We start from the raw sequence: 26,070 nt of genomic DNA, 5'->3' as shown, positions 1-26,070 counted from the left end.
AAAAACGATTCCCCCCTACGGAAATCCAATTGTCCCCGTCACGCTAATCCGCAATGAACCGAAATCTCTGTCAGCGTCTTCAGCGTTCCCGTCCCTGCGTCCCATTCCGCAGCCCTTACCCCAACCGAGCCATGACCTCCCGGAATATGACCAATTTCTGGATATCCTGAGTCCCCTCCCCCAGGGAAGCAGCCCAGGCGTCCATGGGGAACTTGTGAACGGGGTGCTCGAAAACAACGGACGCCGCGCCAAAGAGATCGGCGGCCCACAACCCCACCTCCCGGGCGATCTCCACCGTGAGATACTTGGCCATGGAGGATTCCAGCCGAAAATCGTCTCCCCGGTCCTTCTTCCAGCACGCCTTGTACAACACCAGGCGGGCCGCCTCGATGCGGCTGTAAAAGTCTGCAATTTCAAAGGACTTGGCCTGATACGAGGCGATCTTCCGCCCGAAGACTTCCCGCTTCGCGGCGTGCCCCACACCCAGTTCGAAAGCCCCCACCGCCGTCCCCAGGGTGAGAGCGCTGATGGTCACCCGGCTGTTGGTGAAAATTTCCAGGACCTGCTGGAGGCCTCGGCCGCAGGCTCCCAGCAGGTTCGCATCGGGCACGAACACGTCCTTCAACTGGAGGCGGGTGAGGTCCGATGGAATCCAGACCTGCTTGTTCAGCTTTTTCCGCGTGATCCCATCGGACGCGAGGTCCACCAGGAACATGGACATTCGCCGGTTCCGCTCGGCGTCAGGATCCGAAACAGCCGTAATGAGTGCCACATCGCCGAGGCTGCCGTTGGTGACGTATCCCTTGGTGCCGTTCAGCACCCAGCCGCCATCGACCTTCTCGGCCTGGAGGGAAATATTGGCCACATCGCTGCCGGCGGTGGGCTCCGTATTGCCCAGGCACAGGAGGGTCTCCCCCCGGATGGCGGAGGGGAAATATTGCTCCTTTTGGGCCTCGGAGCCGAACAGGGTCAGCCCTTTGGTCCCGAGGGATATCTGCACCAGGACGGCGACAGCCACGCCGGGGGAAATCTTCGCCAGATCTTCCATGAGAACGGACTGCTTCAGGACCGACTGTTCCACGGTTCCTTTCGCCCCACGGTCGTAGGCCAGCCATCCCTCCTTTCCCATCTCCTGGAAAAAGCCTCGCGGGACAGCCCCTTCCCCATACCATGCCCCAACATTCGGCACGAGATGGACGTTCAGAAAATCTGTAAAGCGCCTGCGATCTTCAATGATTTCATCAGGAAGTAGAAAATCCATGGTGGTCCTCCTTTTTGGCGGCTCCCTGCTCGTGCAGGAGCGGCATCCTGTCCCGGCGGGTCACCGTCGCGGCGGGATGCCGCTCCTGCAAAGACGAAACTCTGAAACCTCAATGGGTATAAGTTAACGCCCATCGCACCGAGAAGCGAGGGAGGATTTCAAAACGGATCTCTCGGCCGATCTCGCCAAGGCACGGCGCGGGAGTCTACCGGACCCAGAGCAGGCTCAAGGCAGGGAGATAGGTGATGACGGCCAGGCTCAGCAGCAGGATGATGAGGAAGGGCAGAGAGGCCTTGTAAAGATGCACGATGGATTTCTCGAAGCGCAGGCTGGCGATGAAAAGACTCATGCCGATGGGAGGCGTGGAATACCCGATCTGGAGGTTGGCGAGAAAAATGATCCCCAGGTGGATGAGGTTGACATCGTAGCTGAGAGCCAGGGGAATGATGAGGGGCACCACGATGACGAGGGCGGAAAAAACGTCCAGCAGGCAGCCCACCACCAGCAGGAAGAGATTGAGGATCAGCAGGAAAAGGTACTTGTTGCTGACATAAGCCTGCATGAGCCCGAGGATCTTGTTGGGCACCTGCTGATCGATGAGAAACGCATTGAAAGCGAGCGACGCGCCCAAAATGATGATGATGCCCCCCACCATCATCGACGTTTTGACGATCACCGTCGGGATGTCATTCAGCTTCACTTCCCGGTGAATGATCATCTCCACCACGAGGACATAGAAGGCCGTCACGGCGGCCGCTTCACTGACGGCCAGGAACCCGCTGAAGATTCCCCCAAAGAGCACGACGGGCAGGAAAATCTCCCACATGGCTTCCCGCGTTGCCGACGCCAGTTCCCGGAAGTTGAAACTGGCTTTGCTTCCTGTCGTACCGAATCGCAGGGCGGCATACATGCTGTAGAGGGAAAGGAGGACCACCATCAGAATTCCCGGGGCGATGCCGGCCAGGAAAAGGTCCGATATTTTCGTATCTGAAACCACACCGTAGATGATCAGCGGGAGGCTTGGCGGGAAAAGGAGCCCCAGGCTTCCTGCCGTGGTGATGAGTCCGAGGGAAAATTTGTCCTTGTACCCGTCTTCGAGCAAGGCAGGGTAGAGCAGTCCCCCCAGCGCCACGATGGTCACTCCGGACGCTCCCGTGAGGGCCGTGAAAAACGCGCAGCAGAGGAGAGAGACGATGGCCAGTCCACCGGGTGTCCGCCCCAGGAGAGCGGCGGAAAATCGCACGAGCCTCCTGCTGGCACCGCTTTCGGCCAGCACATACCCCGCGAAGGCGAAAAGCAGCAGCGCAATGAGCATGGGATTGGCTGCCAGCCGATACATCTCGATGATGACGATGGAAAGGTCCACATCCAGGAAATAGAAGCTGAGAAAAGCTGCCCCGGCGATGACAATGAACAGCGGGACTCCCGATAAAGCCAGAACCCCCAACAGAAGACTCAGGAGAGCTTGCATGTTTGTCCGCCGTTTCGCCCCGAAGAGAGGCAGAAGATGAGCCGATGCGCATAACGAAGGGACATGACGGCAAAACCGAAGGGAAAGATGGCCTCGAGCCACCAGTAGGGAACAGAGGAAAAAGCGAAATTCCCCGCTCCCTTCTCATTGATGACGAAGACCCAGGATTCGTAGCAGAGAAGGAGGCTCACCAGGAAGGAAAACAAATCGGTCACCAGGCCCAGCACGGTCTTTCCCGCTCCGGGGAGCAGCCTGGGGAGGATATCGATGGCGATGTGCTTGTTTTCGGCCGTCGCGCGTGCAGTCCCCAGGAGGCTCACCCAGAGCACGATATGCCGCAGGAGTGTGTCGCCCCAGACAATGCCCATGGAGAAAAAATTCCGGAGCACGATCTGGAGCAGGGAAAACCCCGTGAGGAACAAAACGAGCCCCACCAGGACCCACTTCTCGAGGGTCCCGTACCACCGGCTCAAAGCCGTCCATTTACCCAGCATAGCGGAAGCCGCTGCTCATGGTTTTGAAGGGTGCTGGGCCCGGTATTCCGCCAGTGCAGCCCTGACTTTGCTCACCGCCGCCGGAGGCAGAAACTTGGCATCCAGTCCGGCCATGGCTTCATCGCTCAGGTCATTGAATCCCTTGACATGAGCCGCATCGGGCGTCACCTTTTGCACTCCCCGCTTCAGAATGATCTGAATGGCTTCGTCATTGTCTTTGCGGGTTTTTTCATTGAGGCGCTGCAGGTGGGCGGCGCAAACCTTCCTGACGGTTTCCTGAAGGGAAGGCGGCATCTTTGCCATGATCTTCCTGTCCACCAGGAGCGCCCCGCCGATGTAGGAGAGGGGAAGGTCCGTGAAGTATTTGACCTGGGTGTTCCACTGGGTGACGAGGGCGTAGTAGGGTGAATTGTACACAACATCCAGGAGATGCGTCTGCAGAGCCACGAGGACGTCCGGGAGCCCAATGGCCACGGTCGAAACCCCGGCCCGGTCGATCATGGCCTGGGACATGGGCATATTGGCTTTGGCCCAGACCTTTTTGCCCTTCAAATCCTCCAGACCGGCGATGGGGGAGGTGGACATGAAATAGAGAAATCCCAGCTCCGGCCAGCCCAGGACTTCGTAACCCTCCTTCAGGAGCGCAGCCTTGAAGTCCGGCTCCATTTTTTCCATGACGTAATCCACCTCCCCATAATTGCTGAACAGGAAGGGGATCTGGAGCGATCGAAGCGCCGGATCCATATCGGTGAGAGCGGTGGCCGTGAAGACCGCGGCATGGACGAGGCCCACCCGGAGCTTTCTGAGGACATCCTCTTCGTCCCCCATGACAAACCCCGCGAACATCTTGAACCCCACTTTGCCCCCCGTCTCCCGCAGTACTTCGGCGTTCATTTCGTTGCAAACCTGCATGAGGGAGCTGTTTTCAGGGGCCAGGGTGGCCAGCTTGATTTCAAACTCGGGCTTGTTTTCGGCAAATGCCGAAGCCGCCGGCAGCATCGCCGCCACTGCCAGGAAGCAAAAAAGGCAGCATGCCCTGCGGGTCAGCCTGCTGTTGATGGATTTGCCAATGGTTTCAAGGAGTCTTTTCAAAATATTCCTCCGTCTTGGAAAGGAGCCTTCCGGCTTTTTCCTGGGCCATCACGTTGCTCAGGGTGAGGTCGGGAACTTCATCGGGAGAGGCCGCCTGGACTTCCTTCAGAGTCTTCACGAAAAGATCGCGATTCCCCGCCCCCCTCGCATAATATTGAGCATAAAGGACTTTCGCCGCCAGGGTCTTGTCGCTCCCCAGGGCGAAGGCCTTCTGAAAATGCTCGTTCGACCTGGCCAGATCTCCCCCCAGGGAGGGAGGCTTGGCGGCCAGGTAGACCCCCATGAGCAGGTGAGGCCCCCCGTGGTTGTACGTGTCATCCAGTTCCAGGAGCCGCTTCATGAGCACCTCCAGGGCGGGAAGGTCCGCAACGGCTTCCACACTGCTGATATTGGTGCTGATCCAGCCGGCCCAGGCATTGGCCGTCCAGAAAAGAGCCGGCATATCCTTCCGGGTGTACTGCTCCAGGAACTGGTCGAATTCCTGCACATTTCCCGCCACCGACCGTCCGAAATCCCCGCGGGATGATAGGGCACGAAATCCATAGTCTTTAGCCTTTTTGTAGAGGATTTCGGCTTCCTTGCTCTGCTCGTCCGTCAGAAAGGAAGAAGCATAGGTAGCATATCCCTGGCAGCCCGCAATGAGAAGCTCTTTGTTGTCGGGAGCAGCCTCGATGAGTCCGTCCAGGAGCATGAGGTAGGCGGGCATTCCCTGCTGCACGATGGTGGGACTCGTTTGGCGGGCCGCAGCCCGTCCCACATCCTGCACCGTGAGGGCCACAGCGCCCACCCGAGCCTGTTTCATGGGGAGGCAACCTGCAACGGACACGACCATTATTCCCAGGCAGATAGCCAGACAGCGACCGGCGGGAGTGAATTGAAGGAGCATTGGACCGACATCCCTCCATAAAGTTGATGATCCATACCACATTTGCACACATCGGCAAGGTTAATACTTATTGGTTGAAAATCGGTTTGTCAAGAATCACGGCTTGAAGCGGCCGGCGAAACGCTCCTGCCGTCCTTCCCTTTTTTCCTCGGGGTTTTCGTTGCCAAGCCCCCCTCCAGATCCTTATATACACTTGAAGGATTGCAAAACTGTTTTTTGTAGGAGCGGCATCCTGCCGCGACAGTGATCGAGTCGCGGCAGGATGCCGCTCCTACAAAAAACAAGGAACCATCGAGACGGAAGTCCTATACCTCTCGAGCATAAAAGAATTACGACGGCCAAGCGTCGTTCCCCCACCAACCAGGAGCCGACACATGAATAAAGAAAAGCATTTTTCCTCCATGGGCAAATCCACCCGGGCCATCCACTCGGGAAAACTGGCGGATTCACTCTTTGGCGAGGTCTCCGTCCCCATATTCCAGAGCTCCACCTTTGCCTTCCCCAGCGCGGAAGAGGGCGCCGCCCGTTTTTCCGGGGAGAGCCCCGGATTCATTTACACACGTCTCAACAATCCCACGGTCAACGCCCTCGAGGACAGCGTGGCCTCCCTGGAACAGGGCTTCGGCGGAATGGCCACTGCCACGGGAATGGCGGCCATCAGCACGGTTTTCATGACTTACCTGCACCAAGGCGCCCACGTCGTTTCGACGGATTCGGTGTACGGCTCGACGCGGGTCCTCCTGGAAATGGAATTGCCGCGATTCGGAGCCCAGGCCACCTTCGTGGACACTTCCGACCCCGAAAAGATGCGCAAGGCCTTGCGCCCGGAAACCCGCATGGTCTTCATAGAAACCCCCACCAACCCCACCATGATCCTGACGGACATCGAAGCGGCGGCTCAAATCGCCCACCAGGCAGGAGCCATCCTCGTGGTGGACAACACCTTCGCCAGCCCCTACCTGCAGCGGCCTCTCCAGCATGGAGCCGACCTCGTGGTCCACAGCCTCACCAAGTTCCTCAACGGCCACAGCGATGTGGTGGGAGGAATGATCGTCGCCGGAGATGAAGAAAATTTCAAGAAAATCCGGCGCGTTCTCAGCCTTTTCGGCGGCACCATGGACCCCCATCAGGCCTGGCTCATCCTGCGGGGAGTGAGGACGCTCCCCCTCCGCCTGGAAAGGGCCCAGGAAAATGCCCGACACATCGCCGCCTTTCTGAGCACTCACCCCAAAGTCACCTGGGTGAGGTATCCCGGACTCCCCGAACACCCTCAGTACGCCATCGCCCAAAAGCAGATGGACGGCTTCGGCGCCATGATCTCCTTCGGAGTCAAAAACGGCCTCCAGGGCGGCGTTACCGTCATGAACCACGTGAAGATCATCACCCTCGCCGTTTCCCTGGGAGGCGTGGAATCCCTCATCGAGCACCCCGCATCCATGACCCATGCGTCCATCCCCCGAAAAGAACGGGAGGAAGCAGGGATCCTGGACGAACTGGTGAGGCTCTCCGTGGGGTGCGAGGATTTCGAGGATCTCAGGGAAGACCTGGACCAGGCCCTGAACCAGATCCCGTGATCCGTTGTTTTTTCTAATAATCGATCCCGGGCTGAGGCTCGATGTCCTTCCGGTAAGCATGCTTGATTTCCTGGACCTCGCTCACCGTATCGGTCAGGGCAACGATGTCGGGATGCGCGTCACGGCCCGTCAAAACGAGGTGCATGAGGGGCGGCTTGAGCCGGATCAGCTCCAGCACCTGTTCCAGGTTCACGAGGTTCAGTTTCAGGGCATTGTTGATTTCATCCAGGACGATAAGATCATAGCGTCCTGACTCCACCTTTTCCCTGGCCAGCCGTATGGCCTGCTGGGCAGCTTCCCGATGCACGGCATGGGGATACGGATTTCCCTGGATGCCGCAAAACCCCATGCCCGACGGAATAAGCTCCACGTCGCAGTCCAGATTTCGGATGCCGTCCCATTCGCCCGTGTAAATGTCACCCTTCATGAACTGGATCATGGAAACCTTCATGCCGTGCCCGCAGGCTCGCACCACCATGCCCACGGCCGACGAGGTTTTCCCCTTGCCATAGCCCGTGAGGACGACAATGAGCCCGACCCTCCTTTGGGGTTTGAGGTACGTGATTCCCAGTTCCGGATGCAGACGTTCCAGTTTCTTGATGTCCATTTTCCGTCTCCCCATGTGACCATCGGCGGAGGCTAAGTCCATCCCCCTCTCCGCGATGGAGATGTTTTTACGGCTCAGCATGAAGGCAGGCAGGATTCTTCACCACTCGTCGATACCGGCAGGCTAAGGAGGGGAAGATCCAACCCGTCGTTTCTGCAACAAATATAATCATCCGGCGCAGGGATCCCCAACCTCAGAGCATCATCCACGGGAAAGCTCCTGGAATTCTCGCGCCCGACAGGTTACAAAATTGTTCGGTAGGAGATGATCCCGGATCGCCTCACAGAGAAGCGCGGGGAGGCACTCCTGGAACGACGGCCAGGCCCCGAAGGCAATCACCTCAAATGGATTCCAGGTGACCCCCGGGAGGATTCGAACGCTTTGAATGAGGTAACAATAATGTACGGCATCTGATGCTCCATCGCTGAAACGATCCCCTTGCATGCTCCATGGGTAAGCCATCGCATTGGTTGGCACGTATTATGATTGTCGCACCGGGGAAGGGGAAAGCCCTTAAACCCGGAGAACCCTGAATCCATAAAGTTCCACACCCGAAAGACGGGAAACCTGAAGATGAAAGACACTGAAAAGACTCGAGAAGCGCTTCTGGCGGAAATCGAGGAGCTGCGTCGCATGTGTGCCACCCAGGAAGGGTGTGCCATCGAGGCGCGGCGGGCCAAGGAAGCCCTCCAGGACCAGCTGCATTTCCTGCAAACCCTCATCGACACCATCCCCAACCCCATTTTCTACAAGGATACCCGGGGGCGCTACCTTGGCTGCAACAAGGCTTTTGAAGAGCGCATCGGCATGACGCGCGGGGAGATCGTCGGCAAGTCCGCAGAGGACCTTTTCCCACAGGGGCTTGCGGCGAAATATGACGAAATGGACCTGGCCCTCCTGCATCACCCGGGGATCCAGATCTATGAGAGCTCCATTGTCTACCCCGACGGCGCGCACCACGACATCATTCTGAACAAGGGCACATTCACCAACGCAGAGGGAAATCTGGCGGGACTGGTGGGAGTCACGGTGGACATTACGGAGCGCAAGAAAGCCCAGGAGGCACTGCAGAAGGCTCATGACGAACTGGAGCTGCGGGTGGCCCGGCGCACGGCCGAACTGGCCAGGGCCAACGAGGAGCTGCGCCTCGAAATCGCCGAGCGGCAAAAAGCCGAGGAAGCGGTCCGAATCAGCGCGGAAAAACTGAAGCTTTTCGCCTATTCCGTCGCCCACGACCTCAAAAGCCCCAGCGTCGGGATTTACGGCCTCACGAACCTTCTCCGCAAGCAGTACCATGACCTCCTGGATGACAAGGGCAGGCACCTGTGCGGCCAAATCCTGAAGGCGTCGGAGCTGGTCGTCGCCCTGGTGGAAAAAATCAACATTTACGCCGCGACGAAAGAAACGCCCCTCAGCATCGAGAACGTCCAGATGCGGGAAATCTTTCAGATGCTGCGGGAAGAGTTTTCCACCCAGTTGAGCATCCGAAGCATCCAATGGCACGAGCCCGAGACACTGCCGGAAATCAAAGCCGACCGGCTGTCGCTCCTCAGGGTTTTCAGGAACCTCATTGACAATGCTTTGAAATACGGAGGAGACGGTCTCACGCACATTCAAATCGGGTACGACGAGACCCCGGAGCTCCACATTTTTTCCGTGACGGACGATGGGGTGGGAATCAAAAGGGAGGATTCAGAGTCGATCTTCGAGCTTTTCCACCGCAACGCCTCATCCAGGGGCACCCCCGGGACGGGATTGGGTTTGGCCATCGTGAAGGAAATCGCCGAACGGCACGAGGGAAAAATATGGGTGGAGCCGGGGCGGAAAGGCGGCAGCACCTTCTATCTGTCCATATCCAAAGCACTGCAATAGTACTGCAACGAGAGCTCTTACGAAGGGTCAATAGAAAAGCTCGTACCCGCCCCGATCGTAAAGGGTGCGAATCTGGTGGGACAGGGTATCCGGAAGATAGCGCCCCCAGAGCTTGATGGGGAGCCTGTCCACCTTCACGCAGGGGCTGAAGCCCACGGCAAAAAGATACTCCAGCAGGAACTCCACATTCATGGAAATGTTGCCCTTGTAGAGGCGGTTTTCTCTCTGGGCTACGATGCGCTTCTCGTGAATGCAGTTGCCCAGCTCGGATTCCACCGTCTCCGGATAAGTGGAGAGAATGACCTCCACAAATATGCTGGGATGGCCTCCTGCCAGCAGGGAATCAAATTCCCTTCTCAAGCGCTCCTCGGGAATGCCCCGGTTCCGATATCTTTCCCACCCCCGGGTTGCTTCGTATCTTCGGCAGACCTGGTCCGCATCCCAGAGCACATCGAGGATGAGATTGGTGGCCTGGTACGGGCCAAGGTAGGTTTCCTTTTCGATGATGCGGATGCGAGGGTCGGCCGACAGGAGCTTTTCCAGCTGAGCCAATTTTCCCTGCCCCGCAATGACCTTCATGCCCCCCACGTCATGGATGGCCAGGGAGTCCCTGTCGAACTGGATGTGCCCCTCGCTGAAGCTGCGAGCCACATATTCTTCCGCTTCCACAAACTCGCGCGTCATGACATCTTCGGGGCTCAGGAGATATTCCAGGGGAACCCCGGCCTCGGCAGCCCGCTGCAGGGCCATTTCCCTCGCCTGGCCCTGGACCAGGTGAAAAATCCAGGTGGCAATCTTCCGGTTGGCTTTTTCAGCAATCCGGCGTGGACGCTTGATGCGGTACACCCCGAGCAACCGGTCGTCCCCTCCGAAGCACAGGACCCCGTTGATGGGAGCTTCCCGGTAGTAGTAATCGGGATTCTTGCGATACATGCGGATGAGCTCTTCCACCCGCGGGGTCATCTCCTCGTTTCCAGCACAAAGGGCGTCCCGCAGCTCCCCTTTGAGGTAAATGTGCTTCTTGCGGGGGAGCTGATCATGGATGGCCCCGAGCATGGAATCGGCCAGGGCTCCCAGGGTTTCTCCCAGGACAAAGCCGTCGCTGATGAGGATTTCCGTCAGCCGCAGGGCGTCGTTGGACTCGGGCTGCCCGCAGAACCAGCGTTCGGCAATGTGGAAAAGATCTTCACGGTGTACAAACGAAGTCAGATACATGAGAACCGCTCCCTTACCGGGCGGGTGGTGACACCACGACTTCAACGGTTTCGGGGTTTCCCCCGGTCAGGACCGGGCAGGGGGAGGCATTGACAAAGAGGGTCTTCCCGGCGGCAATGATGCGGGCCTCGATTTCGTAACGGTGATCCGGCCGGATAGCCGCTGTGTCATAGCCCACTTCAAAGGCGATGGGCACCTGGCTCGTCCGGGAGACGGTCTGTGTCGCCACGGGTACCGGCGTCCCGCCCTGTGGGGAAACATCCACCAGGCGTACCTGGAGTACCGCATCAGGGGGAAGGGCGATCCGCTGCAGGTAGATGACCGTACCCTTCACTTTTCCACGCGCCCCCTGACGCAGAGGGCCGCCTTCCCGGGTGTAGGTTCCTGCAAGATAATCCTCCCGGGCGCTCAACGAGAGGGACGTATCCGTGAGACTTTCGATTTTGAGCCGGCTCTCATAGGGTTCGGGATATTTCTCCGTCCGGGTCGTAAGGACGAGCGTGTCGCCGCTCCGGCGCCAATTCATTCCTTTCAGACTGTAGATGTTCACCAGGGCCAGTTCACCATTGGGCTGGAGACTCAAGCCCTCCGTCCCACTGACGCCGTCCCGGATGGGGCGCATCCAGACACCCGGAAGCAGATCCGCCCCGCCGGTAGAGGAAGCTGACTGTTGCTTCTCCGGGGAAGTCACCATGGGTGCCACCGCCGGAGCCGACCGGGAGCTCCCACAGCCTGCAAGAAAAATCATCATCACCAGTCCCATCAACCCCATTTTTTTCATGGCCACTCCTTCCTGGAAAAGGCAGGTGCTCACACCCCCGGCTGAAGAGCCAGTCGTGTCGAGATCTATCACGATGCAGCATATAAACCCTTTGTACCGCCCCGCGCCATACAGCGCAAGGCCGGATCTCCGGCAAAAAGCGAAAACCGCCGGTTTTGCTGTTCCCGGGTAGAGAATATGTTCTGGCGCTCAAAATAAAATTACACCATTTTCTCTACGGCCTTATCGATCCATCGTGCCAGGACATAGCACGCCGGGCCCACGGTGAAGGTCAGGAAGGCCAGGGCGAGAAACGGCCCCAAACCCTTGATAGCCCAGAGAGCACTGTAGCTCAGCAAAGGCTGATGGACCAGGTAAATGCTGTAAGATGTTGCCGCCAGGCGCGTGACGATGGGGGAGCTCCCCCATTGCGCCGTCATGGGCAGCAGGAACAACGCCATCAAAACCACGAAGGAGCAGGCAGCTTTGTAAACTCCGAGGAGCGGGAGCCGCATCTCCCAAGCGAAGGGCATGCCCAGCAAAACAAACAACAGGGAACCTCCGACGAAAGCGGTGAAGCCCGGGTCGAAGGGGATGCCCGGGAGGGAGCGGCCGGCGGGCTGCCACGCTCCGGCCATCCACATGCCCACGGCAAATTCGGGCAGGCGGCCGGGCAGGTTGAAGTAAACGAGATAGCCCGCCATCCCCAACGCTGAATCCGGATGCGATTCCAGGTAGCGGGCCAGGATTTCGCACCCGCCCCAGGACAAGGCGCAAATGAGGAGGCAGGTCTGTGCCGCCCCCAGCCTCACGAACAGCTTCAAGAGCCATGGGAAGAGCAGGTAGAACTGCACGAGCAGTCCCATGTACCAGTAGGCCGCCATGTTCGATAGGAGAGTGGAATACTGGAAGCTTTGCAGGAAAACGGCGTGCTTGAGGAATGTGAAAACGGCGGCGCTCCACTCCGTGCGGAACAGAACGATATTTCCGGCGCAAAAGAGGAGGAGCGCCAGGTAATACGGCGGCAGGATGCGGAGCATCCTGTACCTCATGAACGGCCCGCAGGAGGGGAGAGGGCGCCGAGAGGCTCCCAGGTGGGGCAGGGCGAGCAGAAACCCCGAAAGGATATTGAAAAAAACGACACCCAGCCCCCCCCACCGGAACAGGGCGCCGAAAAGCCGCTCCGCAATGCCGTCCAGGTGGTCCGGATGCGGTCCATTCCATGCATGGTGCAGGAAAATGCCCAGCATGGCCAGGACCCGAATCAGGTGGACCTGGAAAAGAGCGTCTTTGGGAAGTCTTGTCAAAGCATGGCCTCATGGTTCTATAATGTTCAGGAAAATGACTTTGGACCTCAACCCGACCTGTACGAGGGCATTGTCTCGAGTCTTGAGCACTATAGGCAATTCCGGCAGCTTGCGCCATCAGGAAAGGAGCCATGATGAAACCGTTCGAAGGAGTCGACTACTACCAGGTGGAGGACCTGCTCACGCAGGAAGAGCGGGACGCGCGCGACAGGGTGCATGACTGGGTCCGGACACGCTACCTGCCGCGAGCCGCGGATTGCTTCGAGGAGGGAGTCTTTCCCACGGATCTCATCCCGGAAATGGCGGAATTGGGGCTCCTCGGCATGAAGCTGAAGGACTTCGGCGGAAAGGGGGTCAACAACGTCACGTACGGCCTGGTGTGCCGGGAGCTGGAGCGGGGAGACAGCGGCCTCCGCTCCTTCGTGTCCGTTATGAATTCCCTCGTCATGTTCCCCATCGCGGCCTTCGGGAGCGACGCCCAGAAGCAACGGTGGCTGCCGGCCATGGTGCGGGGAGAAAAGATCGGCTGCTTCGGCATGACGGAGCCCCAGGCGGGCTCCGATCCCCAGCACATGGAGACCCGGGCGCGCCGGGAAGGCGACGCCTACGTGCTGACGGGTCGGAAGATGTGGATCACCAACGGCCACATTGCTGATGTGGCCATCATCTGGGCCCGGACGGACGCCGGCATCCGCGGCTTTCTCGTGGAGCGCGGGACCCCCGGCTTCACAGCTCACCCCATCCAGCGCAAAATGTCCATGCGCGCCTCGGTGACGTCCGCCCTCGTCCTCGATGACGTGCGCATTCCCGCCGAGAACCTGCTACCCGGCACCACGGGCCTCAAATCGGCCCTCACCTGCCTGAACGAAGGACGGTACGGCATCGCCTGGGGAGCGGTGGGAGCGGCCATGGCGTGCTATGAAACCGCGCTCCACTACGCCCAAAACCGCATCCAGTTCCAGGTTCCCATCGCCTCCTTCCAACTCGTGCAAAGCAAGCTCGTGAAGATGCTGACGGAAATCACCAAGGCGCAGCTCCTCTGCATCCGCCTGGGTCGATTGAAGGACGAAGGCAAAGCCCGGCACACCCATATTTCCATGGCGAAAATGAACAACGCGTCCGAAGCCCTCAAAATCGCGCGGGCGGCTCGGGACATTCTCGCCGCCAACGGCATCAGCCTGGCCTATCCCGTCATCCGGCACCTGCTGAACCTGGAAACCGTCAACACCTACGAGGGTACCCAGGACATTCACACCCTGGCCATCGGGCACGACATCACGGGGTTGGACGCTTTCGGCGCTCCTCGCTCGGGGGAAAAGGGACGCTGAAAACGCTGAGAGGCGCAGAAAAAACTTCTTGGTGCCGAAGATTGGAAATACGCGGCCATTTCTTTGTAGGAACGGCTTCCAGCCGTGACAGGAACGGATAGGTGCAGAGTTTGTCGCGGCAGGATGCCGCTCCTACAAAAGGGGGTGGCTAAACGGTTACATCACTACCAACCTCGGCACTCAGCACGCGCCTGGAGGAAATTTTCAAGAACGACGGCGACGGTCGGGCGGCTTTTTCCTTTGCGGACGGGGCGTTACCTCGGGCTCCCGAGGGCGCATGGATTCCAGGACGAGCCGCTGCAGCCGGCGTTCCCGGCCTCCGCGGGGAACATGGAGGGGAGCCAGGGTATCCCGATTAAGGCCCGTCACGTACATGGCCGTGGCGAGTGTCCCGGGGGTGGCGGTAAAATCCTGGAACTGCCTGACGGCCAGCCCCAGGCTGCGGATCTTCTTTGCCAGGGCTTCCATGTCCTGGAGGGTACATCCCGGATGCGCCGAAATGAAATAGGGCGTGAATCGTATGGTGCGCCCTTCCTTTTCCATCAGTTCCCGGCATTTTTTCAGGAATTGGGGCAGGACTCCCGCTCCGCTCTTGTGCATGAGCCGCAGGATTTCCGGTTCCGTGTGCTCCGGGGCGATCTTCAGGGCCCCCGGCGTGTGGTGGAGCAGGAGGCGCGACAGCAGCTGCGGCGTCCGCAGAAGGAGCTCCATCCGCAGCCCCGAGGAGACCATCACATGCTTCACCCCTTCCACCTTGGACGCCTTTTCCAGCAGGTCCAGGTAGACCGGTTCGTTGGTGCGCAGGCTGGGGCAGACCTTCGGGAAGAGACAGTCGTGGCGCGTGCAGGGCGAAGCCTTGGCACAGGAGGTGCCGTAGAGGTTGGCCGTGGGGCCTCCCAGGTCGCTGACCGTCCCCCGGAAGTCCGGCATTCGAGTCACCCGGCGCACTTCCTCCAGGACGGATTCGCGGCTGCGGCTCACCACGACGGGCCCCTGGTGGCGGGCAATGGCGCAGAAGGAGCAATTCCCGGAGCATCCCCGAACGATCGTGACGGAATGGCGGATCATCCGGTAGGCGGGCACGTCTCCGGCGGCAGGGTGCGGCGCGCGGAGGAAGGGAAGGGCGTAGACGACGTCCAGCTCGGCCGTCGTCAAGGGGGCTGCGGGAGGGTTCTGGAGGACCCACATGGCCTGCTGGCGCTGCAGGACAGGGACGTTGGAGAGAGCCCGTGCATGACGGTCCACCGCCAGCTCCGCCGCCATGAAACAGCTCACGTCGTTTTGAATGTCATCCCAGGAATCCAGCACGAGAGGCGGCCCGGGAGAAGCCCCGGGGCATTGCGTGTCCAGCAGGTCCCGTTCCCTGCCCGTCAGGCGCTCGCAGGTCCCCGGGATGCCATGAAGCGGCTGACCGCGCTCCAGCCTGCGCGCAATGTCGAGCACCGCACGCTCGCCCATGCCGTACACCAGCAGATCGGCCTTGGCGTCCGTCAGGATGGAGGCGCGGAGCTTCCCCTGCTGGTAGTCGTAGTGCACGAAGCGCCTGAGGGACGCTTCGATACCCCCGAGGACGACGGGAACATTCCCGTAGGCCGCCCGCGCCAGGTTGGCATAGATGAGGGTGGCGCGGTCGGGCCTGCGCTTGGCCGTTTTGACCTTTTCCGCCCCGAAATAGGGATTGCCGCCCGGCGAGTAGTCGTCCTGATCCCTCACTTTGGCGTTGCCGCTGTAATTGGTGACGATGGAATCCAGGTTGCCCGCCGTGATCCCGAAAAACAGGCGCGGACGCCCCAGGCTCATGAAGTCTTCGGGGGTATCCCAGCGCGGCTGCGGCAGAACCGCCACCCGGTATCCGTGCGCTTCGAGCCAGCGCCCTATGAGGGCCACTCCAAAAGAGGGATGGTCCACATAGGCATCTCCCGTCACCAGGATGACATCGACAGCGTCCCAGCCCCTCTGGAGCATTTCTTCGCGGGTGGTGGGCAAAAATTGACTTTCGCGCATGCTCACTCGACTTCGAACCGTACCCCCTGGGCCAGGGGCATGTCGCCCGACCAGTTGATGGTGGTGGTCTGACGGCGCATGTATGCCTTCCAGGCGTCGGAACCGGCTTCACGGCCGCCTCCCGTATCCTTTTCGCCCCCGAATGCGCCGCCGATTTCCGCCCCGGAGGTGCCGATGTTGACGTTGGCTATGCCGCAGTCACTGCCCCGGTGACTGAGGAAATATTCGGCCTCTCGCAGGTTGTTGGTGAATATCGCCGATGAAAGCCCCTGGGGCACACGGTTGTGAATATCGACGGCCTCTTCCAGCGTGTCGTAGGGGATGAGGTAGAGGATGGGGGCAAAGGTCTCCTCCCGAACGACGGGAGCGGACGGGGGCGCCTGGCAGAGAGCGGGCTTCACGTAGGTTCCGGCATCGAAAATGCCTCCCGTCAGGATTTCCCCGCCGTAAAGGACCCGGCCGCCCTGGCCCTTCAGGGCTTCGAGAGCTTCCTGCATCCTGGCCACCGCCTCGCCATCGATGAGGGGCCCCATCAGAACTCCCTCGTCCAGGGGGTTCCCGATGCGCACCTTTCGGTAGGCGCTGGTAAGATCCTCCGCCAGGGTGGAAAAAATGTCGCGCTGTACGATAACGCGCCGCGTCGTGGTGCAGCGCTGGCCGGCAGTACCCACGGCTCCGAAGGTGATGGCGCGCACCGCCAGGGAGAGGTCCGCTTCGGGAGTGACAATGATGGCGTTGTTGCCGCCCAGCTCCAGGAGAGATCGCCCCAGCCGCCCGCTGACGGCCCGGGCGACCCGACGCCCCATGGCGACGCTGCCCGTGGCTGAAACGAGGGGCAGCCGGCTGTCGGACGCCATCCATTCGCCCACATCCTGTCCGCCCCCTGCCACCACATTGAGGATCCCTTCGGGGAGATTCTCTTCCTTCAGAACACCCCCCATGATCTTCATGGTGGCCAGGCTGGTGAGAGGCGCCTTGCTGGAAGGCTTCCAGACCACCGTGTCCCCCGCCACGAGGGCGATCATGGCATTCCAGGACCAGACGGCCACGGGGAAATTGAAAGCCGTGATGACTCCGATGGGTCCCAGGGGATGCCATTGCTCGTACATGCGGTGGCCGGAGCGCTCACTGGGCAGGGTCACTCCGTAGAGCATGCGGGACTGCCCCACGGCGAAATCGGCCATATCGATCATTTCCTGGATCTCGCCCTCCGCCTCGGAACGGATCTTACCCACCTCGAGGCTGAGGAGGGTCCCCAGGTCCTGCTTGTAGCGCCGCATGGCGTCCCCCATGCGCCGAACCACCTGTCCGCGCCGGGGAGCGGGCACCTGGCGCCATGCCTGGAAGGCCGACACAGCCCGTTCCATGATGCGATCGTAGTCTGCACGGGACGCCTGCACCACACGGCCCATCACCCGCCCGTCCACGGGGGAAACGGATTCCAGGGGGGCCCCACGGCACTCCAGCCACTCCGTACCGCTTCCGGCTCCTGAATTCTCTTCCGACAGGTTCAGTTTTTTTAATATTTCCAGCACATGCATCGACTTCTCTCCCCGCAGGGGCGGCACACGGCAAACCTTCAGCAGTTCAGAGCTTCCTTCAGCCAGGCCTTCAGATCGTCGTTGACGGCGTAGACCCCCACCCCCGGCTTCCGCCCGGCTTCCTGGATGGCCTTATCGATCAACTCCGCCGGCGCCTGGATCTTTGCGATTTCATCCCGTCCCTGGGTGTCCTGACGGACCAGGGTCACCTGGATGGGCTTCTCCCAGTCGTAGATGACGAAATAATACGATTCCTGGTCGGCAGTGCGCACAAAACTGTCCTTTCTGGCCCAGCCCGTTCCCCATTCGAGGTAGGTCTCCACCGCCGTCTCGGGCGTCATCTCCCAGTCCAACTGGGCGACGAGGTCCCTGCGTTCCTTCAATTCTTCAAGATTCAGCATTCGATCCCCCCTTTTCGAGAATATTTCTCTTTTCAAGATAACCGAAAGGCGGAGTTTTGCAATGAGCAGGTTTGGAGGGGCACAGTTCATCCGCCGGTTCCATTGTCCGGCATGAGCGGAGTGTCGGCTGTGCAGCAGAATTTCTCCGATCTTTTCCCGTGAGCGATTCATTCTTGAGGAGAACAGAACTGGTTTTGGGGTTCCCTGTCCTGAAGAAGTTCGTAGGAGAGCGTGATGGCGTGGAATGCCTGCTGTTGCTGGGCGTCCGTTTGTTTTTTCCGCTGCAATTTGCTGAGAAAATGGGAAATGCTGTCAGTCTGCATATTGGGGAAGTGAAACGTTTTTCAGAAATCCCAGTAATAGTGCAGCCACTTCAGGTAGGATGCAGTCGCATTGCTGTCCCCCTGTTCCGCAGCCACTCCACGAATTGTGCCTGCAAAGGGGAAGGGATGTTGAGCATACGGGGTTCTCCAGTTTCAGTATATCTCCCTATTTTTCGTGATAGCCAGAAAGAGGCAGCCATATTTTCGGAAAATTCTTGCAAGAACTTTATCTATAAAATATAAATAACATCAGGATGATGGGTAAACCATTTCGCCGCAGAGATCCACAAATCAGTCCCGACTCTCCACGTTGAAAATCTTCGACCTGCCCCACGTCCCGGAGATATACAGAAACTATAGAATCACTTGTTCGGGTGCAAGGAAAGCATGATCGAGGACACAATATGACACCAAAGCAGTTTTATGACTGGCAGACGGCGGGTGGCACAGACGATGTTATGCGTTTGGTTGATTGTCTCGAGCGAGCGGATCTTGCATGGTGCGCAATCGGAGGCATAGCTGTTAACCACTGGGCAACTGAAACCATGGTCACCCAAGATCTTGATTTTGTTGTTACGGCAGAGTCCGTGGAGCTTGTCACGAAAATTCTCGAAGAGGCGGGATTTAGATTTGAACGTTTTCCATGGTCAATCAATTTCCGGGGTCGTTCCAAAGTGAGCATTCAATTGAGCACGGAAGGCTTCTACAGAGACTTCCCAAGCCGGTCAGTTCCTGCAGACATACATGGAATTCTTATGCGGGTTGCGTCTCTGGAAGACACTCTGCGCGGAAAAATCAAAGCATGGCGGGACCCGGAAAGAAGGCAAAGCAAGAAACTCAAAGACCTTGGCGACATTGCCCGCCTGGTCGAGAGCCATCCTCACCTGTGGGAGTTGCTTGATCCAGATTTGAAAGAGATCATAGAGAAGCAGTAACTTCAGGTGTGGGACCGAACGAGGGGATCAAGGCGGACCATCACCACGCATGGAAATCACCGGCTTGTCATCCAGTTCATAAAAAAGGAAAAAAGGGACAGAAAAAAAAGAAAAGGGGACAGGTAAATAATGCTTGACACTTCATCAACGGGACCTTGAAGAAGGATTCGGGCATGTGTACCTGCCGTTTGCACTGGCGAGAAAGTACCCGCATGCGGACCGGGACTGGTTATGGCAATACGTTTTCCCATCCAGGAAACGCTCGATGGACCCGCGGACCGGAACCGAACGGCGGCACCACATGGATGAAACGGTGTTGCAGAGAGCGGTCAAAGAATCGGCTAGAAAGGCGAGGATCAACAAGGTGGTCGGCCCGCATGTGCTGCGCCACTCTTTTGCCACCCATCTGTTGGAAGCCGGCCATGACATCCGGACCGTTCAAGAGCTTTTGGGGCACCAGGACGTGAAGACGACCATGATTTACACACATGTGTTGAATAAAGGCGGAATGGGAGTTCAAAGCCCTGCCGACAGGCTCTGATTAGGGGGGATATGCGGCTTGCGGCAACAGTATATACCGCCTGCCGACAGACAGACAATTCCTGTCAGGGGGCCTCTTCCCCCTATTACTTCCATCGGAAGCAGCTCGAATACCTCGAAGTATACACGGCTCGTCGAGCCGCATTTTCCGATTTACTTTAGGCAGTCTAGTATAATGTTGCACTAAACCGCTACGCGGTAGCCTGCGTACAACCCCACGACCATAGCACCTTCCTTTATATTTTTTCCAATGATCTTGTGAAGTTCTGAGTCATCTCTATCTCTCAAGATATCACTGTGAGCTGTCTTTTCACACACCTTGGGAGAAAGGAGATACCATGACCGAGCTCAGAAGAAGAATGGCAGAGGAGATGCAGCTTCGTGGTCTTTCGCCGCAGACTCAGCAGTCGTACATCGATGCCGTGAGGGGGCTTGCCAAGTACTACCACCGGCCTCCCGATCAGCTCGGGGAAGAAGAGATCCGCAATTTCTTTTTGCATCTGATCAATGAGCGAGGAGCGGCCCGCAGCACCGTCACCATCTATCTGTGCGGGATAAAATTCTTTTATGAAAAGACCTTGGGCAGAGAGTGGCCCGTATTTAGTCTGATCCGACCGCAGAAAAGAAAGAAGCTTCCGGTGGTTCTGAGCCTGCCCGAAGTTCGGCGTCTGCTCTACCTGGTGAAAAACCCGGTGGCAGCGATGGCCTTGCGCATGATTTACTGCTGCGGCCAGAGATTGTCCGAGGGGATTCACCTTCAGGTCAGCGATATCGACAGCCAAAGAATGCTGGTTCACGTGCGCAACGGCAAAGGAGGAACAGATCGATACGTGCCTTTGCCGGAGAAGACCCTCGAGTGCCCGCGGGCATACTGGGCGGTCTGTCGGCCCAAGCCCTGGCTTTTTCCGATGAGAAATGGAACGGGACCTATCTCCGATACGAGCCTGCAGAAGACTTTCAAAGCCGTTGTGCGCCAGAGTGGAATAGAAAAGAACGCATCCATACATACGCTGCGCCACTCCTATGCAACCCATCTTTTGGAAAATGGTATCGATCTGCGCATCATTCAGGAGCTGCTCGGACACAAAAGCCCGCAGACGACTTCCATCTATACGCACCTGACACAAAAGACGATCGACCGGCTCCAGGCAACAGTCAATTACTTGATGAACAAGCTTTGAACCTGCAAAGTAGTACCTGATGCCGGAGCTTGCCGAGATCTTCAGGCTCTACGGCCCCGACTACCTCGGGCAGTTCAGTGATTGCATGCTGCCGAGTCATATCAGGGCGTTGTGCGACATAGCAGATTGCCGCACCGAGGCCCTTGGAGGCCATGTCTTCCAATGCGACCAGTGCGGACAGGTCCACTACGCCTATCACTCCTGCCGCAATCGCCACTGTCCTCAATGCCACGGCAAGAACACGCGCCGATGGACCGAGGAGTGTGAGAAGTTTTTGCTTCCGGTCCCCTACTTCCACCTGGTCTTCACGCTGCCACAGGAACTGCGGCCCATCGTCAGATCCCACCAACGAGAGCTGCTTGGCATTCTGTGCCAGGCGGCTGCCCGGGCTTTCATGAAACTGGCAAGCGATCCCCATTACATCGGCGGACGACCAGGGATTCTGATGGTAGTCCACACCTGGACCAGGGCCATGATTTATCATCCCCATGTGCACTGCCTCATCCCGGGAGGCGGGCTTTCTTCCGATGGCCCTGCTTGGTTGCCCTGCAAAAAAAACTACCTGGTGCCGGTGACCGCTCTATCCTTAATCTTCCGCGCAAAGTTCATGCAACTTGCAAGAAAGGCGCTCCCGCGGGTGCGGTTTCCCGGTTCCGTCTGGCAAAAGCAGTGGGTGGTCTACAGCAAACCCACGGTCCAGGGTGCCGCCAAGGTATTGCGCTACCTTGCTCGCTATGTCCATCGGATAGCCATCGCCAACAGCCGCATCCTTTCCATCGCCAATGGCCAGGTTCAGTTCCGCTACAAAGACTCGCGCCAAAAAGCGTGGAAAACCATGACCCTTTCTGCTCAGGAATTCATCCGCAGGTTCCTGCGGCATGTTCTTCCCGCCGGCTTTCACAAAGTGCGCTATTACGGCATCTTCGCCCCATGCAACCGCGTTCTGCTCAAGCGAGCAAAGCAACTTCTGGCAGACGCAGACGACAATACAACGGACCCTTTGCCCGATGCCGGCAAAGATCCCACTCCCCTTTGCGACCCTACACTTTGTCCCTTCCGCAAGGTTGGCCATCTCATTTTCGTCGCAACAATTCCTCGCAAAGGCAGAGACCCGCCATGAGAAACCATGAGAATCAAACAGGCAATCGACTCATCACAAAAAGGCTAAGAAGATTTTCCGGCATCGCAGGATACCTGCGGCCTCATTCCCCAAAGAGCCCTATATATACCTGTGCCGGCGCTCCTACCATCCCAATCCAGATCTTTGTGCGCCGGCAGAGGGCACGCATCTTATCCATTCAATCCTTGAATTCATGTGCAACCTCGTTCATATTGGACCCATCGGGATGCACCTCACCTATTGAATCTCCATAATCTCAACCTACACTCATTCATCGAGCGGTTCAGTGCAACTCGACTTTTTGCGTCGGCTACGCGCCGCAAAAACTCTTAATCGTTCGGCGTGGCATGGGAGGCGTAGCATGGGGGAACTTGTGGAGCCCAAGATCCAAGCAGAACTCCAACGTGTCGCGGATACTGAGGATCTGCGCGTTCTGTACGCCGTAGAATCGGGTAGCCGTGCGTGGGGTTTCGAATCCACTGACTCCGACTGGGACGTGCGTTTCATCTACCTACGCCGCCCTGACTGGTATCTGTCGGTTCAGAATCGACGCGATGTCGTAGAGTTAGCGCTGGACGGCGACCTAGATATCAGCGGATGGGACCTGAAGAAGGCGCTCGTCCTGTTCGCCAAGTCAAACCCTCCGCTGCTCGAATGGCTTCGTTCTCCGTTGGTATATGTGGAGAGTTCGTCGGTGGCGGAGAGGCTACGCAATCTATCGGCGAGGTACTTCTCGGCGCGTGCCTGCACGTACCACTACTTGCACATGGCTGAGGGCAACTACCGGGAGTACCTCGACGGCGATCAGGTGCGTCTCAAGAAGTACTTCTACGTCTTGCGTCCAGTTCTGGCATGCCGCTGGATAGAGGAGCATGGCGCCATGCCGCCAATGGAGTTCGCCACACTCGTGGAGGATCAGTTGCCTGCCCCGCTGCTCCAGGCTGTTGAGTCCCTGCTGAGCCGCAAGCGTGCCGGTGATGAACTTTCCATCGGCCCGCGAATCCACGAGATCAACGAATTCCTCGATTCAGAGATTGCTCGCTTGAGAACGCACGCGACCTCCCAAGGGCCGCTAGAGTCTCCGGATCTTGACCTGCTCGATTCGGTATTCAGGTCGGCGTTGAGGGAGGTATGGGATAGCCGTTGAGTGCCGTGTGATTCGTTCACGCGCCGCGGCCAACTAGCGCGTGGAGCCCGCCGGCATTGGCTTGCGTGTCATTCGCGAACGTCGAAACGCTGGCGACTAACGAGCAAACCGTTCGGCTGTCTCCGTCTCGTTTGGCCTCAGCCTTGAGGGTACAAGCTTTGAGTAACACCGTTTCTGTCTAGTCGTGGTATAATGCCATACGACTTGCGGTATCGGAGGATTCCTTCCGAAATTTTACACCACTTGTTGACAGGGGTTGAAATGCTCTCGACCGAGGCTGCTCTTTTACTGGAGGAAGATCAGCAAACATATGAGGCCCGCTCTAAGGGAGAATTAATCGACTTGCCATACAGATACAAATTGATCGACCTCTTCTGTGGGGCCGGCGGCATGACGCTCGGGTTCTCTGAGAAGTTCGGTCACCCCTTTGAATCGATCTGGGCTAATGACTTCAACCAGTTCTGTGCTGAAACATACAATAGAAACTTCGGCCCACATTGTGTTTCCGGAGATATTGTTGAAATCCTCAGAGATGGGAATCTCGAAATACCATCCGCTGATGTCGTCATAGGGGGACCTCCGTGTCAAGGGTTCAGCCTACTGAATAAGCAAAGAGACGGTGATCCGAGAAAGCAATTGTGGCGGCCATTCCTGGAAGTTGTTGAAAGATGCAATGCCCAAATCTTCGTGATGGAGAACGTGCCGCAGTTGATCGGCACGTTTGAACATGGCGAAATCGTTGGTGTTGCTGAGTCACTTGGTTTCAAAGTCTGGCATGGAAAACTTTTGGCGGCAGACTACGGAGTTCCGCAACTGAGACTCCGTGCTTTCATCATTGGCTGTAGATTTGCCAACCCGTCCTCGCTGTTCCCTCCCAGGAAATCCCATTTCAGCAGAAATTCGGGCAGTGTTCAGCTTAGTTTTGCAGGCTTTGGACGAGATAGCTACCTTCAAAACCCTAGACCTTGGAAAACGGTTAGAGATGCTATTGGTGACCTGCCGCCCCCTGAAGGAACTGAGATTAGGGACCTTCCCCCTCCCCTGGATCTTCACTTTGGGAGGAGTCCGACGCAAAAGAGCCTGGAAAGGTATAAGGCTATACCTAAAGAGGGAATGAATCGTTTTGATTTGCAGAGGATTGTTCCCGAACTTACACCTGACTGCTGGATCAGGAAGAAACAGGGTGGAACGGATCTGTTTGGTCGACTTTGGTGGGATAGACCGGCTTTCACGATTCGTACTGAATTCTTCAAACCTGAGAAGGGGCGGTATCTCCATCCAGAGCAACATCGGCCAATTACACATAGGGAAGCAGCACGCTTTCAGAGCTTCCCGGACGATTTCAGATTCACAGGCTCCAAAATCGAGATCGCCAAACAGATAGGCAATGCTGTCCCACCTTTGCTTGCTGCACGTGTAGCCGACGTCGTCCGTGTACTTCTCTCAACACAGTCTGAGAACTCGAATGGACGTCTTCAGCAAGGATAAAAGAAGCCAAATAATGTCCAAGGTTGGAGGCAAAGATACCAAGCCGGAGTTGATCGTCAGATCTTTGCTTCATAGAATGGGTTATCGCTTCAGGATTCATCGCACCGACCTTCCCGGCAACCCAGATATTAGCTTGCCGAGACACAGAAAAGTGATATTCGTTCATGGATGTTTTTGGCATGGTCATGTTGAGTGCCCACGAGCCAAGAGGCCTTCGACAAATCGGGAATTTTGGCAAAAGAAACTCGACAAGAACATCGAAAGGGACCGGCAAAACGTGACCAAACTCGTAGCCCTTGGATGGGCTGTTCTGGTTATCTGGCAATGTGAGGTGAAGGATTTACCGAAGTTGAAGCAGAGGATAGAGATTTTCATCGGGAAAGACACTGAACAATCCGGGATATCAACAGAAGATGACAAAATCAGAGGCCATTAGAAAAGACCTCGAAAAGCTGATCATCAATTTCGACAATGAATTGAAGTCGGACAGTCTTCGACAAAAGGTCCTGGCACTCGTCCCGTGCTTTCATGCTTTGAGAAACCTTGGGAAGTCGCTGATTCCAAGAAATGTGGCGCGGAGCGCGAGAGATAGATTATTACACTATTTCCAAAAGTACCCTTATACCGTAATCGGCGGCGACGAACTTCTTGTTGTCTCGGGAATTCAGGAATATGCTCGAAGGATCAGGGAACTCAAAGTGCAATACGGTTGGCTCATAGTGAACGGAATAACGGCCAAGGAGATGACCGAAGAAGGCGAGTTCCCGTTTGAGAATGTTGATGTTTCAAAGATGGGACCCTCCGACTACCTTTTGTTGAGTACTGTGCAAGATCGGGACGCTGCTCATCGATGGTTTCTGGCGAATGAAATCAGAAAGGAGAACTTAGCGGTCCGAGATAAGATTCTGAAGTATTTTCTCAAGAACGTGGGCAAGCAGATATCGGGAGAGGAACTGCGATATGTGGCGAAAGATAGATCAGAATGGGCCAGACGTGTCAGAGAACTGCGCACGGAATTTGGGTGGCCCATCGTAACCAAGAATACCGGCCGTCCCGATCTGAACATAGGAATATACGTTTTGGAGGCGGATCGGCAGAGCCCCGAACATGATCGACATATTCCGGACACGGTGAAGCGAGGAGTCTTAAGAAGAGATGGCTATAAATGTCGGAAGTGCGGGTGGACTCATGATGAATGGAACAGATCCGATCCACGTCATTTAGAACTGCATCACGTGAAACCTCATGTTGATGGCGGAGAAAACACGGAAGAAAATCTGCTAACACTCTGTACTGTTTGTCACGACGATATCCATCGAAGCATTTGATACGCATTATCCCTTTGGAAATACTTAAGCCTGTGGCTACGCGAGTTGATCTTCGCCTCTATGAACCCAATGTCAGTTAGGCCGTTATGTGGCAACGGTTCACACAGTCTGACATGCCATACTTGATCACCGTTTCGCAGCGTTTGAGGCTCGACAACCTACAGTGACGAGCAGGGTCTGATCGAGTGTAAGATG

At 57.4% G+C, this 26,070-nt stretch carries 22 protein-coding genes and 1 pseudogene; 11 read left to right on the top strand and 12 right to left on the bottom strand.

Translation table 11 applies throughout. The features are described from left to right. Positions 1-115 precede the first annotated feature (115 nt). From MWC30_RS12855 to MWC30_RS12835, 5 genes are all read right to left on the bottom strand, one after another. Positions 116-1,261, bottom strand: coding sequence for an acyl-CoA dehydrogenase family protein (locus MWC30_RS12855; protein ID WP_244084593.1), 1,146 nt, complete (start codon positions 1,259-1,261; stop codon positions 116-118). A 205-nt stretch (positions 1,262-1,466) separates the two neighbouring features. After that, entirely contained in the window at positions 1,467-2,732 is a 1,266-nt protein-coding gene (locus MWC30_RS12850; RefSeq protein WP_244084592.1) for a TRAP transporter large permease, read from the bottom strand. Beyond that, positions 2,717-3,226, bottom strand: a complete 510-nt coding sequence (locus MWC30_RS12845; RefSeq protein ID WP_244084591.1) for a TRAP transporter small permease — start codon at positions 3,224-3,226, stop codon at positions 2,717-2,719. Before MWC30_RS12845 ends, MWC30_RS12850 begins: the two co-directional genes overlap by 16 nt. A gap of 15 nt (positions 3,227-3,241) precedes the next feature. Beyond that, a complete protein-coding gene (gene dctP, locus MWC30_RS12840) occupies positions 3,242-4,318 on the bottom strand; it encodes a TRAP transporter substrate-binding protein DctP (protein ID WP_244084590.1) in 1,077 nt (358 codons plus the stop codon). After that, on the bottom strand, positions 4,302-5,204 hold the full coding sequence (locus MWC30_RS12835) for a TRAP transporter TatT component family protein (protein ID WP_244084589.1): 903 nt from the start codon (positions 5,202-5,204) through the stop codon (positions 4,302-4,304). The genes dctP and MWC30_RS12835 overlap by 17 nt, the downstream gene beginning before the upstream one ends. 374 nt (positions 5,205-5,578) lie before the next feature. Here MWC30_RS12835 and MWC30_RS12830 point away from each other — a divergent pair, with 374 nt between their 5' ends. Continuing rightward, positions 5,579-6,778, top strand: a complete 1,200-nt coding sequence (locus tag MWC30_RS12830) for a PLP-dependent aspartate aminotransferase family protein (RefSeq protein WP_244084588.1) — start codon at positions 5,579-5,581, stop codon at positions 6,776-6,778. 13 nt (positions 6,779-6,791) lie between these two features. Here MWC30_RS12830 and MWC30_RS12825 read toward each other — a convergent pair whose 3' ends face one another. Beyond that, positions 6,792-7,385, bottom strand: coding sequence for a cob(I)yrinic acid a,c-diamide adenosyltransferase (locus tag MWC30_RS12825; RefSeq protein WP_244084587.1), 594 nt, complete (start codon positions 7,383-7,385; stop codon positions 6,792-6,794). 573 nt (positions 7,386-7,958) lie between these two features. On the opposite strand from MWC30_RS12825, the gene MWC30_RS12820 reads away from it, so the two are divergent. Then, on the top strand, positions 7,959-9,257 hold the full coding sequence (locus MWC30_RS12820) for an ATP-binding protein (RefSeq protein ID WP_244084586.1): 1,299 nt from the start codon (positions 7,959-7,961) through the stop codon (positions 9,255-9,257). A 27-nt stretch (positions 9,258-9,284) separates the two neighbouring features. On the opposite strand, the gene MWC30_RS12815 is transcribed toward MWC30_RS12820, so the two are convergent. The 3 genes from MWC30_RS12815 to MWC30_RS12805 all read right to left on the bottom strand — a co-directional run bounded on the left by MWC30_RS12815 (position 9,285) and on the right by MWC30_RS12805 (position 12,539). Continuing rightward, a complete protein-coding gene (locus MWC30_RS12815) occupies positions 9,285-10,472 on the bottom strand; it encodes a hypothetical protein (protein ID WP_244084585.1) in 1,188 nt (395 codons plus the stop codon). 13 nt (positions 10,473-10,485) lie between these two features. Then, a complete protein-coding gene (locus MWC30_RS12810) occupies positions 10,486-11,253 on the bottom strand; it encodes a YbaY family lipoprotein (protein WP_244084584.1) in 768 nt (255 codons plus the stop codon). Between the two features lie 200 nt (positions 11,254-11,453). Further along, positions 11,454-12,539, bottom strand: coding sequence for an acyltransferase (locus MWC30_RS12805; protein ID WP_244084583.1), 1,086 nt, complete (start codon positions 12,537-12,539; stop codon positions 11,454-11,456). A gap of 131 nt (positions 12,540-12,670) precedes the next feature. On the opposite strand from MWC30_RS12805, the gene MWC30_RS12800 reads away from it, so the two are divergent. After that, complete coding sequence (locus MWC30_RS12800) at positions 12,671-13,867, top strand: acyl-CoA dehydrogenase family protein (protein ID WP_244084582.1); 1,197 nt, start codon at positions 12,671-12,673, stop codon at positions 13,865-13,867. Between the two features lie 204 nt (positions 13,868-14,071). Here the strand turns inward: MWC30_RS12800 and MWC30_RS12795 are convergent, their stop codons facing one another. From MWC30_RS12795 to MWC30_RS12785, 3 genes are read right to left on the bottom strand one after another with little or no spacing between them, the layout of a single operon-like run. Continuing rightward, positions 14,072-15,871 carry a YgiQ family radical SAM protein gene (locus tag MWC30_RS12795; RefSeq protein ID WP_244084581.1) on the bottom strand — a complete coding sequence of 600 codons (1,800 nt, stop codon included), beginning with the start codon at positions 15,869-15,871 and terminating at the stop codon, positions 14,072-14,074. A gap of 2 nt (positions 15,872-15,873) precedes the next feature. Further along, positions 15,874-17,412, bottom strand: coding sequence for an aldehyde dehydrogenase family protein (locus tag MWC30_RS12790; protein WP_368860846.1), 1,539 nt, complete (start codon positions 17,410-17,412; stop codon positions 15,874-15,876). Positions 17,413-17,450: 38 nt separating this feature from the next. Further along, positions 17,451-17,813, bottom strand: a complete 363-nt coding sequence (locus MWC30_RS12785; RefSeq protein WP_244084579.1) for a DVU0772 family protein — start codon at positions 17,811-17,813, stop codon at positions 17,451-17,453. Between the two features lie 727 nt (positions 17,814-18,540). Between MWC30_RS12785 and MWC30_RS12780 the strand changes: the two genes are divergently transcribed. The 8 genes and pseudogenes from MWC30_RS12780 (at position 18,541) to MWC30_RS12745 (ending at position 25,875) form a co-directional block, all read left to right on the top strand. Continuing rightward, positions 18,541-19,071, top strand: a complete 531-nt coding sequence (locus tag MWC30_RS12780; protein ID WP_244084578.1) for a nucleotidyl transferase AbiEii/AbiGii toxin family protein — start codon at positions 18,541-18,543, stop codon at positions 19,069-19,071. Positions 19,072-19,210: 139 nt separating this feature from the next. Continuing rightward, a pseudogene (locus MWC30_RS12775) lies at positions 19,211-19,612 on the top strand (tyrosine-type recombinase/integrase); the annotation flags it as partial. Positions 19,613-19,949: 337 nt separating this feature from the next. Then, positions 19,950-20,792, top strand: a complete 843-nt coding sequence (locus MWC30_RS12770) for a site-specific integrase (protein ID WP_244084577.1) — start codon at positions 19,950-19,952, stop codon at positions 20,790-20,792. 19 nt (positions 20,793-20,811) lie between these two features. After that, positions 20,812-21,912: an IS91 family transposase gene (locus MWC30_RS12765; RefSeq protein ID WP_244084576.1), complete on the top strand. Its 1,101-nt coding sequence runs from the start codon at positions 20,812-20,814 to the stop codon at positions 21,910-21,912. A gap of 361 nt (positions 21,913-22,273) precedes the next feature. Continuing rightward, a complete protein-coding gene (locus MWC30_RS12760) occupies positions 22,274-23,059 on the top strand; it encodes a nucleotidyltransferase domain-containing protein (protein WP_244084575.1) in 786 nt (261 codons plus the stop codon). 261 nt (positions 23,060-23,320) lie between these two features. Beyond that, the gene (locus MWC30_RS12755; RefSeq protein ID WP_244084574.1) at positions 23,321-24,547 is read left to right on the top strand and encodes a DNA cytosine methyltransferase; all 1,227 of its coding nucleotides are present in this window, start codon (positions 23,321-23,323) and stop codon (positions 24,545-24,547) included. 13 nt (positions 24,548-24,560) lie between these two features. Beyond that, positions 24,561-24,983 carry a very short patch repair endonuclease gene (locus MWC30_RS12750; protein WP_244084573.1) on the top strand — a complete coding sequence of 141 codons (423 nt, stop codon included), beginning with the start codon at positions 24,561-24,563 and terminating at the stop codon, positions 24,981-24,983. Continuing rightward, on the top strand, positions 24,961-25,875 hold the full coding sequence (locus MWC30_RS12745; RefSeq protein ID WP_244084572.1) for an HNH endonuclease: 915 nt from the start codon (positions 24,961-24,963) through the stop codon (positions 25,873-25,875). Before MWC30_RS12750 ends, MWC30_RS12745 begins: the two co-directional genes overlap by 23 nt. Positions 25,876-26,070 lie beyond the last annotated feature (195 nt).

The sequence above is a fragment of the Desulforhabdus sp. TSK genome (genome assembly GCF_022836495.1).
In the GTDB taxonomy this organism is placed as follows: Bacteria; Desulfobacterota; Syntrophobacteria; order Syntrophobacterales; family Syntrophobacteraceae; genus Desulforhabdus.
This window is presented reverse-complemented; position numbering and strand designations above follow the sequence as displayed.